The sequence below is a fragment of the Acerihabitans sp. TG2 genome, from assembly GCF_035013185.1.
In the GTDB taxonomy this organism is placed as follows: Bacteria; Pseudomonadota; Gammaproteobacteria; order Enterobacterales; family Enterobacteriaceae; genus Acerihabitans.
This window is the reverse complement of the sequence record NZ_JAYGJO010000003.1, coordinates 93584-109490: the sequence shown is the minus strand read 5'-3', so window position 1 is coordinate 109490 and position 15907 is coordinate 93584. Positions and strand designations below refer to the sequence as shown.

Annotated in this window: 19 protein-coding genes; 3 read left to right on the top strand and 16 right to left on the bottom strand. The window is 54.5% G+C overall.

The genetic code is table 11. The features are described 5' to 3' along the window. Window position 1 precedes the first annotated feature (1 nt). Both SJI19_RS03740 and SJI19_RS03735 read left to right on the top strand, forming a co-directional pair. On the top strand, window positions 2-1225 hold the full coding sequence (locus tag SJI19_RS03740) for a GNAT family N-acetyltransferase (protein ID WP_323476932.1): 1224 nt from the start codon (window positions 2-4) through the stop codon (window positions 1223-1225). Further along, window positions 1222-2106: a hypothetical protein gene (locus tag SJI19_RS03735; protein ID WP_323476931.1), complete on the top strand. Its 885-nt coding sequence runs from the start codon at window positions 1222-1224 to the stop codon at window positions 2104-2106. The genes SJI19_RS03740 and SJI19_RS03735 overlap by 4 nt, the downstream gene beginning before the upstream one ends. Before the next feature lie 28 nt (window positions 2107-2134). Here the strand turns inward: SJI19_RS03735 and SJI19_RS03730 are convergent, their stop codons facing one another. The 6 genes from SJI19_RS03730 to SJI19_RS03705 all read right to left on the bottom strand — a co-directional run bounded on the left by SJI19_RS03730 (window position 2135) and on the right by SJI19_RS03705 (window position 6769). Beyond that, on the bottom strand, window positions 2135-3358 hold the full coding sequence (locus SJI19_RS03730; RefSeq protein WP_323476930.1) for a DegT/DnrJ/EryC1/StrS family aminotransferase: 1224 nt from the start codon (window positions 3356-3358) through the stop codon (window positions 2135-2137). Next, the gene (locus tag SJI19_RS03725) at window positions 3355-3729 is read right to left on the bottom strand and encodes a DMT family transporter (RefSeq protein WP_323476929.1); all 375 of its coding nucleotides are present in this window, start codon (window positions 3727-3729) and stop codon (window positions 3355-3357) included. Before SJI19_RS03725 ends, SJI19_RS03730 begins: the two co-directional genes overlap by 4 nt. After that, window positions 3729-4085 carry an EamA family transporter gene (locus tag SJI19_RS03720; RefSeq protein WP_323476928.1) on the bottom strand — a complete coding sequence of 119 codons (357 nt, stop codon included), beginning with the start codon at window positions 4083-4085 and terminating at the stop codon, window positions 3729-3731. The genes SJI19_RS03725 and SJI19_RS03720 overlap by 1 nt, the downstream gene beginning before the upstream one ends. Window positions 4086-4107: 22 nt before the next feature. Further along, entirely contained in the window at window positions 4108-5055 is a 948-nt protein-coding gene (locus SJI19_RS03715; protein WP_323476927.1) for an alpha/beta hydrolase, read from the bottom strand. After that, complete coding sequence (locus SJI19_RS03710) at window positions 5039-5785, bottom strand: MtnX-like HAD-IB family phosphatase (protein WP_323476926.1); 747 nt, start codon at window positions 5783-5785, stop codon at window positions 5039-5041. The genes SJI19_RS03715 and SJI19_RS03710 overlap by 17 nt, the downstream gene beginning before the upstream one ends. A 243-nt stretch (window positions 5786-6028) precedes the next feature. Continuing rightward, window positions 6029-6769, bottom strand: a complete 741-nt coding sequence (locus SJI19_RS03705; protein ID WP_323476925.1) for a MipA/OmpV family protein — start codon at window positions 6767-6769, stop codon at window positions 6029-6031. 287 nt (window positions 6770-7056) lie between these two features. Between SJI19_RS03705 and SJI19_RS03700 the strand changes: the two genes are divergently transcribed. Further along, window positions 7057-7935, top strand: a complete 879-nt coding sequence (locus tag SJI19_RS03700) for a cation diffusion facilitator family transporter (RefSeq protein WP_323476924.1) — start codon at window positions 7057-7059, stop codon at window positions 7933-7935. A 12-nt stretch (window positions 7936-7947) separates the two neighbouring features. Here the strand turns inward: SJI19_RS03700 and SJI19_RS03695 are convergent, their stop codons facing one another. From SJI19_RS03695 to phnF, 10 genes are read right to left on the bottom strand one after another with little or no spacing between them, the layout of a single operon-like run. Continuing rightward, on the bottom strand, window positions 7948-8553 hold the full coding sequence (locus SJI19_RS03695; protein ID WP_323476923.1) for a DapH/DapD/GlmU-related protein: 606 nt from the start codon (window positions 8551-8553) through the stop codon (window positions 7948-7950). Then, on the bottom strand, window positions 8550-9125 hold the full coding sequence (gene phnN / locus SJI19_RS03690; RefSeq protein WP_323476922.1) for a ribose 1,5-bisphosphokinase: 576 nt from the start codon (window positions 9123-9125) through the stop codon (window positions 8550-8552). The genes SJI19_RS03695 and phnN overlap by 4 nt, the downstream gene beginning before the upstream one ends. Then, on the bottom strand, window positions 9125-10261 hold the full coding sequence (gene phnM / locus SJI19_RS03685) for an alpha-D-ribose 1-methylphosphonate 5-triphosphate diphosphatase (RefSeq protein WP_323476921.1): 1137 nt from the start codon (window positions 10259-10261) through the stop codon (window positions 9125-9127). Before phnM ends, phnN begins: the two co-directional genes overlap by 1 nt. Continuing rightward, on the bottom strand, window positions 10261-10980 hold the full coding sequence (phnL, locus tag SJI19_RS03680) for a phosphonate C-P lyase system protein PhnL (RefSeq protein WP_323476920.1): 720 nt from the start codon (window positions 10978-10980) through the stop codon (window positions 10261-10263). Before phnL ends, phnM begins: the two co-directional genes overlap by 1 nt. 14 nt (window positions 10981-10994) lie before the next feature. Next, a complete protein-coding gene (phnK, locus tag SJI19_RS03675) occupies window positions 10995-11783 on the bottom strand; it encodes a phosphonate C-P lyase system protein PhnK (RefSeq protein WP_323476919.1) in 789 nt (262 codons plus the stop codon). Further along, window positions 11780-12649 carry an alpha-D-ribose 1-methylphosphonate 5-phosphate C-P-lyase PhnJ gene (locus SJI19_RS03670; RefSeq protein WP_323476918.1) on the bottom strand — a complete coding sequence of 290 codons (870 nt, stop codon included), beginning with the start codon at window positions 12647-12649 and terminating at the stop codon, window positions 11780-11782. The genes phnK and SJI19_RS03670 overlap by 4 nt, the downstream gene beginning before the upstream one ends. Then, window positions 12646-13743: a carbon-phosphorus lyase complex subunit PhnI gene (locus SJI19_RS03665; protein ID WP_323476917.1), complete on the bottom strand. Its 1098-nt coding sequence runs from the start codon at window positions 13741-13743 to the stop codon at window positions 12646-12648. The genes SJI19_RS03670 and SJI19_RS03665 overlap by 4 nt, the downstream gene beginning before the upstream one ends. Next, window positions 13743-14324, bottom strand: coding sequence for a phosphonate C-P lyase system protein PhnH (gene phnH, locus SJI19_RS03660; RefSeq protein ID WP_323476916.1), 582 nt, complete (start codon window positions 14322-14324; stop codon window positions 13743-13745). The genes SJI19_RS03665 and phnH overlap by 1 nt, the downstream gene beginning before the upstream one ends. Continuing rightward, window positions 14321-14770, bottom strand: a complete 450-nt coding sequence (gene phnG / locus SJI19_RS03655) for a phosphonate C-P lyase system protein PhnG (RefSeq protein ID WP_323476915.1) — start codon at window positions 14768-14770, stop codon at window positions 14321-14323. Before phnG ends, phnH begins: the two co-directional genes overlap by 4 nt. Next, window positions 14771-15496 carry a phosphonate metabolism transcriptional regulator PhnF gene (phnF, locus tag SJI19_RS03650; RefSeq protein WP_323477070.1) on the bottom strand — a complete coding sequence of 242 codons (726 nt, stop codon included), beginning with the start codon at window positions 15494-15496 and terminating at the stop codon, window positions 14771-14773. It abuts the gene before it with no gap. Window positions 15497-15907 lie beyond the last annotated feature (411 nt).

The following is a 15907-nucleotide window of genomic DNA, read 5'->3' as shown; positions in this document are numbered from 1 at the left end:
CGTGCGCGCCATCCCTGGCGCGCTACGCTTTACTCTCCTTACCCATCACACCCGCTGCCAACTCATGAGCAAGTTTGTCAGCATTCTGAGCGCACCTCAGGTGCGCTTTTTCTCCTGCGCCGATTTCGGAACGCGACCCATGACCGACCACCGCCGTACCGAGCTTTGTTATGCTAATGCATTGGAACCACTGGCACTGATCAACACCTTTTACCGCCAGCCACCAACCGGTTTTAGCGTGCACCTATCCGCTCAAGGATTACCCTATTTTTCCACGCAATTTGATTTATTAACCACAGCAGATGACGAACTGCGTAACAAGCTGCTTCGCTGGCCCGGCTATGGTTTATGGCGTCAATGGTTAAAGATCGATACCTATTTTATTGGTACCACCGTCAATGAGTACTCTCCTTTTCCCGTCGGAATTACACCTGCAGATACGGTAGAATGGATTCAAAAAAACTGTGCCGGCGCCAAAAAGCTCACCATCATAAAAGATTTGCCGCACCACTCCCCGTTGCTGACGGCCAAGGATAACCACTACTCCCAGGCACTGACGGAAGCCGGGTTGAAACGCGGATTTATTCGTGTTGCAGGGCAAGCATTAGCTTATGTGCCCATTAATTTTAACCATATAGATGAATATTTAGCCCGATTATCTCATAGCCGCAGACGCAATATTCGCCGAAAACTGCGCAGCCGGCAACAACTGCGATTAGAGGTGCTAAAAACCGGCGATGCCCGTTTCCATGATAAAGACTGGCGGTTACACCTGTATCTGCTTTATAAGCACGTGTATGACCAAAGCGAGATTCATTTTGATCTGCTTAGCGAGGCATTTTTTGCAGAATTACTGTTAGATGCCGACAGCGGCGGCCGGGTATTCTGTTACTGGCATGACAACGAATTGATCGGTTATAACATTTGCTACCAACACGATGATAAACTGATTGATAAATATATTGGGTTAGATTATCCACAGGCGTTGCACTTTAACCTGTATACGGTGAGCTGGTTCGTTAATCTTGAGTACGCATTGGAAAATGGACTGCGTTTTTATGTGGCGGGCTGGACCGATCCGCAAGTCAAAGCCGATCTCGGTGCCCAGTTCACGTTGACCACCCATTTAGTCTGGGTGCGTAATCCGCTATTACGCCGTTGCTTAATGCACTTTCGTCACCATTTTGAAAGCGATGCCCAGTGGCATCAGGATCGTTTACCATGACCTGCCCTCGCCCACCGGTGATTTTGGATTTTGATGGCTCCGTGAAGCTCGAACCTCATGATGGGGTGCGGGTGATACCACTGCAAACCTGGCAGGAAAGTATCCGGTTTGGCTGCCGCTGGACCCCATTCAAACTGCTGGGGCAGACGCTGGCCGCACAGCTTCCGGTGGATTATGGCTGCGTTTTTACCGGCAGCGGCGATTATCATCACGTTACCCAGCTACTGTTACAACGGTTGGCGTACCTGCCGGCGTTTGATCTGGTGGTGTGCGATAACCATCCCGATAATATGCGTTATCCTTTCGGCATCCACTGCGGTTCATGGATTTACTGGGCCAGCCGGTTACCGCAAGTGCAACATATTCATGTGTTAGGCATTTGCTCGCCGGATATTGCCTTGGGACACGCGTGGGAAAATCATTGGGCACCGCTGCTACGCAATAAGCTGACGTATTGGAATATCAACGTCGATACCCACTGGTTGAAATGGATCGGGGCCGGCGACCGCAGTTACACCTTTAGCAGTGCGGATGCATTAACAACGCGGTTTTTAGCGCATTTGGATCAGACACGTTCACGCGCAGTTTATCTGTCGCTGGATAAAGATGTATTGAGCCCATCGGTCATCAACACCAACTGGGATCAAGGACAATTGCAGGAACATCATCTACACGCGTTAATCGATGCCTGCCAAGGCCGATTGATGGGTGCTGACATCACCGGCGATGTCTCAGCCTACCGCTACCAGAGCCGATTTAAGCGCTGGCTCAGTGCGGCGGACGGTCAGCAAGTCCCGTCACCGGCGCAGGCGGCGTGCTGGCAAGCGCGGCAAAATGAGTTGAACCAGCGACTGGCGGCACGCATCAATGCCTGCTGGTAATAGGTCAACGGTTTCCCGCACCAGAGAGTTAAGTCAGTGCGGCACGCAGGCGCAGCATAACCTCAGAGAATAACCGGTCGGTTAACCAAGGGCTGTTGGTGATGGATAAGCTACGCGCCGCGAAATCATCAGCGCACGGCGTGGGGGATAACGGCGCCAGCAGCGGCAACACGGCCGGATAATCGCCCAGGGCATGGATAAACAGTCTGGTTACGCCCAATCCGGCGGTCCATAGACTCGCCATCACCGCATCGCGCGCCGCCGCGTCAGGCATTAGCACCAGGATAAACGGCCATATTCCCTGACCACCGGGATTATCGTTTATGACACTCACACCCGGTAATTGGCTTAACAACGCCACCCGGTCTAGCGCGCGCTGTTTGCCCCGCAGCAAAAACCCCGGCAAACGCCGCAGTGCACTGGCCGCTACCCGCCGGCGATAGTGTCCCAGCCGATGCAGCGGGATACTGCGCACGGTAAAATCATCACCCACCGCCGCCACCGGGTCCCCTTTGGCCAGCGCCGCACGCAGTGGCCGGCCATACACCCAATACAGACCGCCGGGCCGGTAAAATGCCCAGTATCCCCATAACTCGGCGATACGCCGCAGCTCCCAGCCGAGACTAAAGGGCAACGTCTGCTGGCAGGTTTGTGTCAAGGCCTGTTGCAGCGCCGGATCCCGGCTAAACAGCACCCCTCCTTCGGCACAGGTCAGTCCTTTACCCATCGCCATACTGAAAAAACCGACATCACCTTTTAACCCTACGCTATTGCCACCATCCTGCGCCCCCATGCCCTGGGCCGCATCCTCGATAACCGCAGCGCCGACTGCGCCGGCGATGTGCAACGCGCTATCCACGTCAGCCACCCGCCCCGCCAGATGAGTTACCACGACGGCCAAGGTGTGCTGGTCGCATAATAAAGCCAACTGGCGGTTATCCATATTGATGCCGCCGGCAGCCAAATCACAGGGGACGACGGTCAGCGGTGGACAATAAAACGCGGCTAGCGCCACCAGTGGACAGGTATAGGCGGGAACAATCAACGTGGTACGGTCGGGATATCGTCGTTGCAATACCCGCAGTGCGATAACCAACGCCGCCGTACCGGAGCAGGTCAACAGCGGACGCGGTATCAACAGCCAATCCGACAGCTGTTGCGCCAGGTCGCCGGAGAACGCCATAAGGTCGCGCCATTCGATCGGCAACCCGGCGGTTGGCGGAATCTCCACCGGCGGTGTCAACCTCATCATGCGTCGGGAGTCTCGGCTTTAGCCAAGAACAATATGCCGGATAATATCAACAATCCCCCCACAATCTTGGCCAGGTTAAGCTGGTCATTGAACAACCAGACCGACACCATGGTGACGCTGATAATCTCCAGATGCGAGGCGGCAAACGCCGGCCCCACCGGGGCATATTTCAATAACGTCATCCAGGTAAAAAACGCGCCGATATAACCGATAAATGCGCCATAAATCCACGGATGGCCAAAAACGCGCAGCAACCAGTCAACATTCAGCATTAACGGTTCGGCATGCAGGGAGGCATATTTGAAGCTGACCTGCGCCAGGGTATCAAACATCATTAATATCAGAAAACCCACGAAGTAGAAGCGTTTCATTATTCGATACCCACCACGAGCACGCCACAGGCAATGAGCAAAATGCCGATCAGGCGCCATTTGGTCAGTTTTTCGTTAAACCACAATCGACCGACAATCATAATCGCCACAATGTTGATTGAGCCGAGCATTACCCCAACCGACAGCGGCACCAGCGATAAAAACGCCAACCAGAGGACAAACTCGAAGACATAACTAAAGATACCGACCCAAAGCCATTTATGGGTCAGCATATGGCGCCAATGGGCCAGGCCTGAATAGGGCGTGCCGGATAACGCCGCCGCTTTAAACGCCAGTTGTCCCAGCGTGTCCACGACCACGTTCAGTATCCACAAGATAACCGTGAGTTGACTCATGCTGGTAACAGATTTCCAATAATCACGCGTGGTGGATCGGTGTATTGAGCTCGGTTAACATCGCGGCAACCGGCGTCGTTGGCTCAACAACCGCCTGAGCGAAGGGCTGGGCCGGCGTCGTTTGTTCAACAACCGCCTGAGCGAAGGGCTGGGCCGGTGGAACATGCTGGCGGATAAAATGAATCGAGCGGGAAACCAACTCACGTCGGTCATTATCAATCGTAATCATATGATAACTGTTTTTCAACAACACCATCTCAACCGGACCGCTGACATTATCGCGCACCAGTTCGCCGTTGCGATGATGGGCGATATCATCATTTTCCGCGTGCAAAATCAGGCAAGGCGCCACCACCTTAGGCAACGCATGACGCACATTACGCGTCAGATAGACCAACTGACTCAGGGAAGGCCATGGGTTGCCCGGCAGACCCGCCGCCCCGCTATCGCCGCCCAGCATGCTTTGCGCAATCTTACGACGCAGCTGTTCGTTGCGAATACCGTACGGCGGCGCTTCATTAAATACCCGGTGGCGACCAATATGTAAAATATCCACCAGCGTCAAAAACCAGGGCGCGATCAACCGTGACAGCGTTGGCACGGTCCAGCCGTCCATACGAAAGGTGGCACCATAAACCAACACGCCTTGCACCTGGTTCGGGTGATCGCTGGCGTATTTCAACGCCAGCACCGCCCCCATCGACAGACCGCCGACAAACAGATAATCCACCTGCCGACGTAATTTTTCCGCCGCATCAATGACGCTTTGATACCAGTCTTTCCAGGTCGTGGCGATCAAATCGTCATCATCACCACAGTGGCCGGCCAACTGCATGCCATAGACGGTATAACCGGCTCGGTTAAATTCACGACCGACACCACGCATCTCGGTGGGCGTACCGGTTAATCCATGGATCAGCAGAATACCGACTCGCCCACCTTCCAGCATAAAATCATGATGGTTGATCACACATCCCCCGGATGATTAACTGTTCCACCGGTGCCAAATACACCCTTTCCCGCTGTTCTAATAAACCATCCAATAACGCGGGTAACGTTGAAAAATCCCTGAAGGCGGAGAAAGGAACGCCCATCCGCCGGCACTCGTCTACCAGACTCTTTTTAGCAAAAACATGATCCGCCACTTGTGACACGCAAAAGTCAGAACGCCCGTCGCCAATCATCAAAATTTTATTGACCGCCACCGCTTTGGCCACCCCGCACTTACATACGCCGCTGCCTTTGAGACACTGGGGATTATGATAAGGAAAATCCAGTGCCCAGCGCCGCTCACTCACCTGGCGTAAACTATTGGCAATGACCGGAATACCGCTGAGGCCGTTGGCTTGCAGGATAAAATTAATGGCGTAATCCAGTCCGTCACTGACGATATGCAATGGCACCTTACGTTTATGGGCATAAGCCGCGAATTCCGCAAACCCCGGATCGATGGTAAGCGAAGAAAGGCACTCGTTGAGTTCCCGGCGTGATGCGTCCAGCAGCGCAATTTGCCCGGCCATGCACTCCCGCGAACCGATGTCACCCGCTTCCCATTGCTGTTCCAGGTGTTGCCAACCCGACATACCAAAGGCATCCAGCAACGTGTCTGTGACATCCTTAAAGCTGATGGTACCGTCAAAATCACACAAAATAGTCCATGACGGCAATGCAGCGGTTGAATGAATGGCATTTATTGTCATATACGTTGCGATAAGCTCTGACGGGGAGACGAGATAATAAACACGACTTCGCCCCGTGATGGAGAGACTGAAAAACATTTTCAGAATATTTCGTGAATTATATCAGAGACACTATAAATAATTTATAAACGAATTAATTAAACAACAATTAATTAAGCACCTTAATAATAACCAGAAATAAAATAATCCCTTTATTTAACAACATCCTACTCCTGATTATTGCATTTAATGCATGTTAAATTATTAAAAATTGTAATTAACTCCAACTGAAAATGCTTCAGTTCGGTCTTGATTGACTATGGGACTGTTGCGCACCGTGGCGGCCAGAAAATTAACCCGTGCGCTGGCATAAGTGTTCCAATGCGCAGTGACGTTATATACCGTCATTAGCGAGAGGTAAGGCGTCACATTGGCCGAGGGCCGATAGCGCGCTAATCCACTGCGCGCCGACTCGGCGGACGAAATGCCATAATAATAGCGAGTCTGCTGGCCATTGGCCCAATCAAGACCCACTTCCGGAATCAGGCTCAGCTTAGCCCACTGCACCATATTAAGGTACGCAAGGTTAGCCACCACGCCCTGGCTGCGGTTGCGAATATCTGTCGCCAGCTGAGTGTGAATGGCCCCAAAAGCGGTAGTGTACTGATAACTCATCCCCGACATCACGGTGGTGTGCCGTTTATCCAAATGGCGCATCGCTCGACCGTGTCCCTCCTTGGGCTGGTACTCTTGGTCAAAATAGTAGGCTTTTACCTTTAACTCATGGGTATCGTCGTTCAGCACATACCCACCGACCTCGTCACCTTGGATATACCAGCTATCATTATCGTAATTGAATACCGGCCATACCGAGTAGTCATTACGTTTAGCATCATAGGGTGAGCGGGTTAAAAATCCGCCAAGCCCTAAGGAAATATCTGCCGCCGCGCCGTAAAAAGGCACGCAAAGCAGGAGGATGAGCACAGAATAGGCAGGTCGTTTCATCCTAGAATTATGCCCCATGCGCCCGTTATTGTCTTCAGTGGATCGCACGAAGCGTTCAGCCATCAGTGCCGACAAAAACACCCGGTTAGTGCGAAAACCGCCATACTGACTAAATAAAACTCATACCGTGAATTAAATGATAATCAGTTCTAACTTAATGATTTAATACCAAATAATGTTATCAGTGCTATAATGATCGTCTATGATATGCCATCAATGGCATTGCCATGTTGTTATTATCTGTTCGCGATAATGAACACGGTGGTTCTAACCCAAGGCGTTATCAAGTGACTAAAAAATCTTTTGCAGCTCTGGTTTCAGTGAGCTCGAACCTGTGTTTGTTAGCCATGAAATTGGTGGTGGGGTTCCTTAGCGGTTCAGTGAGTATTATCTCGGAGGCCATCCATTCCGGCATGGACTTGATTGCTTCGTGTATTGCGTTATTTTCTGTCCGTAAGTCAGACATTCCCCCTGACAGTTCCCATCCTTATGGCCATGATAAAATAGAAAACATTTCTGGGGTCATTGAAGCGGTACTGATTCTTATCGCCTCGGGCTGGATTATGTTTTCCGCCGTCAAGCATCTCATTGAACCGGCTGAGATTGAAAGTCTGGGGTTGGGCTTTTTAGTGATGCTGGCCTCAGCATCGGTGAATTGGTTTGTCTCCCGCTACCTTTATAAGGTGGCCAAAGAGGAGCACTCCATTGCCTTAGCCGCCGATGCGTTGCACTTAAAAGCCGATGTGCTCACCTCACTGGGCGTGGCGATCGGTCTGTTTGGCATTTGGGTCGCCAGCCGTTTGGGTTATAACCTTTACTTTTTAGACCCGGTCGTCGCCATCGGCGTGGCGCTGTTTATTATCAAAGAAGCGATAGAAATGCTGATTAACGCATTCCAGCCCCTGGTGGATCACAGTTTGGATGTTGAAGAGCTGGCTATTATCACCGAGGTGGTTCAGAAACACTGCCCCGGGATTGATGATTGTCACGACCTGCGCACCCGTCGCGCCGGCCGCCGTCGCCATATTGATTTTCACCTTACCTTGCCCAGCGAGATGACGGTAGCGCGATCTCATGGTATCTGCGACCTGATAGAGCGTGATATTGAACAACGCTTACCTTATTCTGCGGTGCTGATCCATGTTGAACCCTTAGGGCACCATTAAGTAGGGTTGGATTCAGGACAAATAGCGCGCAGCAAAGGTCGGCATATCACGAAAATCCGCCATGCGTTGTTGCAACGTATCATGATCCCAATGCCACCATTGGCTGCGCTCAATACGTTCGATCATCGCATCGGAAAATCGCTGACCAATGGGTTTAGCCGCCACGCCCGCCACTATGGTATAGGGCGCTACATCTTTGGTGACCACCGCCGCGCTGCCGATGGCCGCGCCATTGCCAAGGGTAACACCAGGCATGATCACCGCGTTATGGCCGATCCAGACATCATGGCCGATAGTCACGTGCTGCTCGCGCCGCCAATCGAAAAAAGCCTCATCATCCTCGCCCAAGCCATACTCTGAAGCGCGGTAGGTAAAATGGTGCTGGGCAATGCGTTGATAGGTGGGATGGTTACCCGGATTGATGCGGGCATAGGATGCTATGGAAACGAATTTACCGATAGTGGCATAGAAGATTTGGTTATGACCAGCAGTGTAGGAATAGTCACCCATATCCACTTCTTGCAAAATAGTGTCGTCCGCCAGGTGGACATACGCGCCAAGCTGCGTGCTGTTGAGTATCACGTTTTGGCCGATCTTCGGTTGCGCTGCGCAGGTCATGATGGGTTCTCCTGGGGGTAAGGGGTGTTATGGGGCGCCGGCAATAGCGCCCGCAACGCCGCAAGCGTATCAGCCAAGGAGCCGTTGTTATCCAGCAGCAGACAATCTGCCGGTAAGGTATGCTGGTAAGCACTCGCACGCGCCAGACGCTGGTTAATGTGCTCCGGCGTCTCCCTGGCGCGCTGATGTAACCGTTGGAAAAGCACCTCGGGCGCAACCTGCAGGCACAGCGGGATCAGATGGGAACCATACCTGAGACGTGCGGTGGCCAAATGGCCGCGCGAACCGTTAACCATCACATTCAGACCGAGCTGTAGCCAGAGATCGATTTCGATACCCAGCGCATAACGTAATTGGTGGGCCTGCCAATGAAGGGCAAACAGTCCCCGATCGCGCCGCTGGGCAAAGGCGGCCTCGCTAAGCTCAATATGATTTTCCCCACCGGCCGATGCCGGCCGGGTAATATAACGATGTCCAACAATCAGCGTGGGTTGCGGTTGGTATGCCAGCGCGTTCAGCAGGCTGTCCTTGCCCGAACCGGAAGGACCCATCAGATAAAATAAGTCAGCCATTAATAGACCTGTAGCCCCTGGCGCCAGACATTTTTCACATAAACATGATCTTGATGTTGGTGCGCCAGCACCAAATCGGCGCGCCGACCTTCGGTGAGCTGCCCGCGATCCAGAAGTCCCAGCGCCCGTGCCGGATTGCCGGTCATCAACATCACCGCCTGCGGCAGGGAAAGTGGGTTTGACGGGTCGGCCGCAATACGAAACGCAGCGTCCAGCAGACTGGCCGGATAATAGTCCGACGAGAGGATATCCAATACCCCCAACGCCGCCAGTTGATGGGCCGCCACGTTACCGGAATGCGATGCGCCACGAATGATATTGGGCGCCCCCATCAAAACCTGTAATCCCAGGCTATGTGACGCCAGCGCTGCCGCCTCGGTGGTGGGAAATTCGGCAATGGCGCTGCCCAGATCGTGGGATTCCTTAACGTGGTCCGCCGTGGCGTCATCATGGCTGGCCAGGGTGATGTTGCGCGCGCGGCAATGGGCGGCAATCGCCTGACGGTTTGGCGCAGCCCAGCGCGCAGACAGAGCGATTTGCTGCGTTTCATATTCATCCATCTGCCGGTCGCTGAGATGATATTTGCCTTGGGTGTACTCACGATACTTCTGCGGCGAGACGAATTGCCGCTGGCCAGGTGAATGGTCCATAAGCGATACCAAAGATACCCCTGGCAGCGTCATAAGCTGCTCGAACAGCCCTAGTGTACTGCTGTGGGGCAGTTCGCAGCGCAGATGCAACCGATGCTCGGCACGAGTCAGACCTAAATGTTGGCTACTGATGATCGCATCGATCATTTTTTGCAAGGTACCGGAACGATGGCCACCGTCGCGCACATCACCGATGGCTACCGAGTCGAGCACCGTGGTGATGCCATTGGCGACCATCAGGGCATCATGGCTACTCATGGCCGAATGCGCAGGCCAGTCCACATTCGGCCGGGGCATAAAAAATTTATCCAGATTATCCGTATGCAGTTCGATCAAGCCGGGTAACAACCAGCCGCCCTCGCCATCCAGCGCCTGCGGCAGTTGGCTGGTGCCCTCGGCCATGTGGTGGATAACGCCCTCGCGGACATCCAGCGCCCCCTTCACCACCTCATGCTCGAGTATCAGTTGAACATTCTTGATAATCATCAGTCGATCTCCACCGCCTGCGGCGGCTGCATTTCATATAACCGGTCGGCTACCCGTTGGCGCACACCTTCATCGTGAAAGATGCCAACGATAGCCGCACCGCGCTGCTTGGCCTGTTCAATCAGCGCCACCACCGCCTGGCTGTTTTGATCGTCCAAGGATGCGGTGGGTTCGTCGAGTAGCAACACCGGATAATCAACGATAAATCCGCGCGCAATATTGACCCGTTGCTGCTCGCCGCCGGAAAAGGTGGAAGGGGCCAGTGGCCATAAACGTGCCGGCACGTTCAGTCGGACCAGCAGCGCCTCGGCGCGCGCCTGGCATTGTTTACGGTCGATACCCAGTTCCAGTAGCGGTTGCATCACCAAATCCAGCGCGCCGATGCGCGGAATAACCCGTAAAAACTGGCTGACCCAGCCGACGGTATGACACCGCACCGCCAGGATCTCACGGGCCGGTGCCTGGACCATATCCAGCCAGCGCGCGTGGTGCCTGACCCAAATGTGTCCCTCGTCAGGCAGGTAATTGGCGTAAAGCGAGCGTAACAACGTCGATTTACCGCTGCCCGAGTGGCCATGCAGCACCACACATTCACCACCGTCGACCGTTAGGTTGGCGTCATGCAATACCGGCAGTCGGGTGCCGTTTTGGTTATGTAATACAAAGGTTTTACTCAGATGCTCAACCCGTAATTGCGTGTTGCCCGGTTGGTTTTGCATTGCTTATTCCTCTCTCAGGACAGGATCGACGACACCAGCAGTTGGGTGTAAGGATGATGGGGATCGTCAAGCACCCGATCGGTCAGGCCACTTTCCACAACCACCCCTTGCTTCATCACCAACAGGCGATGGGCCAATAGCCGCGCCACGCCCAGATCGTGCGTCACAATCACCGCCGCCAACGCCATCTCAACCACCAGATTGCGCAGCAGATCGAGCAACCGCGCCTGTACCGACACATCTAGTCCGCCGGTGGGTTCATCCATAAACACGATCCTTGGATGGGTCACCAGATTGCGGGCAATTTGCAGCCGTTGCTGCATACCGCCGGAAAAGGTAGTGGGGAAATCATCAATGCGGGACAGTGGGATTTCGACATCCTCGAGCCAGCGCCCGGCCTCCCGCCGAATGTCGCCATAATGGCGTTGGCCCATGGCCATCAGGCGTTCGCCAATATTGCCGCCGGCAGAGACGCGTGGGCGCAGCCCGTCAAGAGGATATTGATGCACCACACCCCATTCGGTACGCAATAACCGGCGCCGGTCACTTTCCGCCAAGGCGTAAAGATCTTGGGGTTCCGCCGCACCAGGGCGATAGATAATCCGTCCCGATTGAGGCAATAAACGGGCCGACACCGATTTTAGCAGTGTGGTTTTTCCTGACCCGGATTCGCCCACGATACCCAGGACCTCACCGGGGTAGATCTGAAATGAAACATCGCTGAATCCTTTACCTGGGGCGTAAAGATGCGTGAGGTGCTCTACCGACAACAGCGGCGAGGGAGACGGCAGGATCGAGCTCATGATGACAAACCCTCTGGCTGATGACCTTGCTGCGCCAACTGGCCTTGGCAATAGTCCGTATCGGAGCAAATAAACATTCGGTTACCTACATCATCGAGTACCACTTCATCGAGATAACTCTGGCGGGAACCGCACAGGGCGCAGGGTTTTTCCCAGCGCTGAACGCTGAAAGGGTGGTCGTCGAAATCCAGGCTGACCACCTTGGTGTAAGGCGGCACGGCGTAGATGCGCTTTTCACGCCCGGCACCAAACAGTTGCAGCGCCGGCATCATATGCATCTTTGGATTATCAAATTTAGGTATCGGTGACGGGTCCATCACATAACGATCATTGACCTTGACCGGGTAAGCATAGGCGGTGGCAATATGGCCATAACGGGCAATATCTTCGTAGAGTTTTACCTGCATCACGCCATATTCCTCTAGTGCGTGCATGGTGCGGGTTTCCGTTTCCCGAGGTTCAATAAAGCGCAGCGGTTCAGGAATGGGCACTTGGTAAATCAGGATCTGATCTTCGACCAGCGGGGTTTCCGGTATGCGGTGGCGGGTCTGGATCAGTGTGGCCTGAGTGGTTTTTTCCGTGGTGGCCACACCGGATACCCGCTGGAAAAAGCGCCGAATCGAGACGGCATTGGTGGTATCGTCCGCTCCCTGATCGATGACTTTTAACACATCATCAGCGCCGATGACGCTGGCGGTCAGTTGCACACCGCCGGTACCCCAGCCATAGGGCATCGGCATTTCACGGCCGCCGAACGGCACCTGATAACCGGGAATGGCCACCGCTTTTAATATCGCACGGCGGATCATGCGTTTGGTTTGTTCATCCAGATAGCCTGGATTATAACCGGTCAGTATTTCACTCATTCGCCTTCTCCCGCCGATGCATCATGACGTAGCCCATATTCACGACGCAGGCGACTAAGCAGTTCCAATTCGGCCTGAAAATCCACATAATGCGGCAGCTTAAGGTGGGAAACAAAACCGGCGGCTTCCACATTGTCCGCATGGGCCAGCACAAACTCCTCGTCCTGGGACGGACTGTCCACCGGCTCGCCGTGTTCGCGCACCTGCAAGGCGCGGTCGAGCAACGACATGGCCATCGCCTTACGCTCGGCGCGGCCAAACACCAGTCCATAACCTCGGGTAAAATGCGGCGGCTCCCCTTCGGGATCGACAAACCCGTTAACCATTTCACACTCGGTCAGCAAGATCTCACCGATATCAATAACAAACCCCAGTTCTTCGGGCATGATGCTCACCGTGACGTAACCGCTGCGGATCTCGCCGGCAAAAGGATGAGTGCGGCCATAACCACGCTGGCCGGAATAACTCAGCGCCAGCAGGAATCCCTCATCCCCGCGCACCAATTGTTGCAGGCGGGCGGAACGTGAGCAGGGGTAGGCCGGCGGATGACGGGTAATATCATCGGGCGGGGTACCATCGTCGTGCTCTGGTGACACGAATTGCTGTGCGCTTAGCAGATCAAATACATGGCTACAGGAGGCCGGCAACGGCTCGGCCTCGGTGGTGATCGGCGGCACCTCAAGCCCCTGCGCCAATAGGGAAAAATCCAGCAAGCGGTGGGTATAGTCATAGGTGGGTCCCAATACCTGTCCACCGGGCAGATCTTTATAGACCGCCGAAATACGGCGCTCCAGGCGCATCGCTTGCGTGACCAGCGGCTGGCTCACCGCCAGTCTGGGCAAGGTGGTACGATAGGCGCGCAGCAAAAATATCGCCTCCACCAGATCACCGCTGGCCTGCTTGATCGCCAACGACGCCAATTGCCGGTCGTAAACGCCCCCTTCGGTCATGACGCGATCGACCGCCAGGCCGAGTTGCTGGTCTATTTGGTCACAGGCAATGGCCGCGTGATCACTCTCGCCCCGACGCAATTGCTCTTGCAATTGATGAGCGGCATCGATAGCCTTTTCCCCGCCTTTAACCGCAACGTACATTAGCTCTCCTCCACAAAGGTGGTGCGCGGCAAGGCCAACAGGCCATCGGCGTTCACCAGCAGGAAATCGATACCCAGCGGGAAGCGCCGGGCACCCTCCAGCAAATAGTCCCGTACTGCCGCAGGCAGGCTTGGCGCAATAACCCGCTGGGTTTTAATGCCCGGCCCGCGCAGACGCAACGGCGCGCCCTGATCCAGATGCTCCAGTTGCACTAGCACGGTGGCGCTGTGTTCAGGGGAAACCTCACTGCCACAGGGCAATTCCCGCAGCTGTGCGTCGCTTATCTCTTGGCCAAACACCGCAAATACGGCGCTATTCAATGACCCGGCCAGGGGGGCGCCGGTGTGAAACCGCAGATTATCAACCGCCGTGCTCTCTATCAGCTCAGGGCTTAACCAGACCGGCGTTTCGCCGTCGGCCAGCGTCAGCAGCACCGCGGTCGCCGTCGCACCAAGCCGGCCCCATCCCGCCGTTCCGTTTAAGCCCACCGGCACACCCGGTTCGCTCAACGCTTTGAGAATAAGGCGAAAATTCTGTTGGCACAGTTCGATTGGCTGGGTAAATCCTGGGAGTAAATTCATTGATTATCTCCCCGGACCAAAGTGAAGAAATCCACCCGGCTGGCGGCGATTTTCCGAGCGCGCAATTGCTGTTGCTCCGCGCGCAACGCGGCCAGGGGTTCGATAAGGTTGCGTTGCAAACGTTCATGGTGCGCGTCTTGCTGCAGCAGTGCATCAGCCAGGGCGCAAAGCTCGGCGTGCGCCTTATCGCGGCCGGCGATATAGCTGTAACCATAGGTGCCATTCTCTAGGCGAATCACCGCCCGCGTGACCGTCATATCACCCATGACAAATCGACGACCGGTAGCCCCCATACGGGCCTGCAACTGGGTCAGGCCAATTTCCGGTGCCCGCACCCGCTGATATTCCACCCGCAGCGCCAGCGCTTGCCACAGGGCGGCTAAACGTGCCGGAGGGCTGGCGGCCAATTCGGCCATCCACCGTTGCCTTTGCTCTTGGGTAAACATTCAGTGCTCCATCGTCAGTTCGATCATATCGGCGCGAGCCAGGGTAAAGGAGTATTCCGCCACCCGGTCACTGTCGACACAGGCGTTAAGGGTGCGCACACAGAGCAAGGGGATTTGATTGGCCACCTCCAGCAATTGGCTCTCTTTGATTTGCGATCGCCGGGCGCTGATCCGCGTTTGCCTGCGCACCAGCCCTTGGCCAAGCCGCTGCTTGATAAACTCATGCAGCGATCCCTGTTCAAACTGCTGTAGCTCAGGCCACCAGCTCAGGTCCGGCAGATAATGGTCGATCACGCTTAGCGGCACACCGTTCACACGACGTAAGGTGCGCAAATGAATAACACCGTCACCCGAGGCGCAGTTCAGTGCAATGGCCACCGGCTCGCTGCACGGACGCAGTACCGCCAGCAGCAGTTCGCTGGTGGGATGGCTGCCCTGATCGAGCAAATTCTGGCTAAAATGCGTTCGGGCATGCAGCGGGTAGTCATAGGGCCGCATCAGTACCAGGATGCCAATACCCTGGCGGCGCTGAAGCCAGCCGCGATCGACTAACTGATCCACTGCACGACGCAAGGTATGGCGATTCACCTGGTAGCGCTGCGCCAGTTGCTGTTCGGATGGCAGGTAATCTCCGCTGCGATACTGTGTCCGCAGTTCCCCTTCGAGTAGGGCGGCGATTTCCTGATAACGGGTGGGATAAGTGGTCGGATGTCTAGATAAGTTAATCATAAGCCAGATACTCCGCAAACCGGTATATGCCACTAAGGCATAGCGTGATACATCGGCGGGTCATAAACATCATTTTATTAGCGACTCGGTTGCAGCTCGAAAAATAATGGTGATATGCCCGTTATGAAATTGGCTTTTATGATGGGTTGGCGACATGACAATTCAGTTAACGCGGGATGACGTAACGATGAACAATATTCAAAAGAATATGTTATGCCGCACACTGACGCCAAGAAGCGAATGGCGTCACCGGAGCATCATATAAAGATCATTCCACTGTCATAAATAAATCCCTTAATGTACCCGTCAGGATTCAGGATTCAGGATTCAGGATTCAGGTTGCAGGTGCCTTGCTTATCCTGCTACTCGAACTATTTAGGGTATAGATTCCATAATGAGCTGATGGTT

Excerpts from the sequence above, each read along its gene's own strand:
- SJI19_RS03665 (WP_323476917.1), bottom strand. The coding sequence starts at position 13,743 with ATGTACGTTGCGGTTAAAGGCGGGGAAAAGGCTATCGATGCCGCTCAT.
- SJI19_RS03695 (WP_323476923.1), bottom strand. The coding sequence starts at position 8,553 with ATGACCTGCGCAGCGCAACCGAAGATCGGCCAAAACGTGATACTCAAC.
- SJI19_RS03735 (WP_323476931.1), top strand. The coding sequence starts at position 1,222 with ATGACCTGCCCTCGCCCACCGGTGATTTTGGATTTTGATGGCTCCGTG.
- SJI19_RS03710 (WP_323476926.1), bottom strand. The coding sequence starts at position 5,785 with ATGACAATAAATGCCATTCATTCAACCGCTGCATTGCCGTCATGGACT.
- SJI19_RS03720 (WP_323476928.1), bottom strand. The coding sequence starts at position 4,085 with ATGAGTCAACTCACGGTTATCTTGTGGATACTGAACGTGGTCGTGGAC.
- SJI19_RS03705 (WP_323476925.1), bottom strand. The coding sequence starts at position 6,769 with ATGAAACGACCTGCCTATTCTGTGCTCATCCTCCTGCTTTGCGTGCCT.
- phnG (WP_323476915.1), bottom strand. The coding sequence starts at position 14,770 with ATGTTTACCCAAGAGCAAAGGCAACGGTGGATGGCCGAATTGGCCGCC.
- phnL (WP_323476920.1), bottom strand. The coding sequence starts at position 10,980 with ATGCAAAACCAACCGGGCAACACGCAATTACGGGTTGAGCATCTGAGT.
- phnK (WP_323476919.1), bottom strand. The coding sequence starts at position 11,783 with ATGAGCTCGATCCTGCCGTCTCCCTCGCCGCTGTTGTCGGTAGAGCAC.
- phnM (WP_323476921.1), bottom strand. The coding sequence starts at position 10,261 with ATGATTATCAAGAATGTTCAACTGATACTCGAGCATGAGGTGGTGAAG.
- SJI19_RS03670 (WP_323476918.1), bottom strand. The coding sequence starts at position 12,649 with ATGAGTGAAATACTGACCGGTTATAATCCAGGCTATCTGGATGAACAA.
- SJI19_RS03730 (WP_323476930.1), bottom strand. The coding sequence starts at position 3,358 with ATGATGAGGTTGACACCGCCGGTGGAGATTCCGCCAACCGCCGGGTTG.
- SJI19_RS03725 (WP_323476929.1), bottom strand. The coding sequence starts at position 3,729 with ATGAAACGCTTCTACTTCGTGGGTTTTCTGATATTAATGATGTTTGAT.
- phnH (WP_323476916.1), bottom strand. The coding sequence starts at position 14,324 with ATGAATTTACTCCCAGGATTTACCCAGCCAATCGAACTGTGCCAACAG.
- phnN (WP_323476922.1), bottom strand. The coding sequence starts at position 9,125 with ATGGCTGACTTATTTTATCTGATGGGTCCTTCCGGTTCGGGCAAGGAC.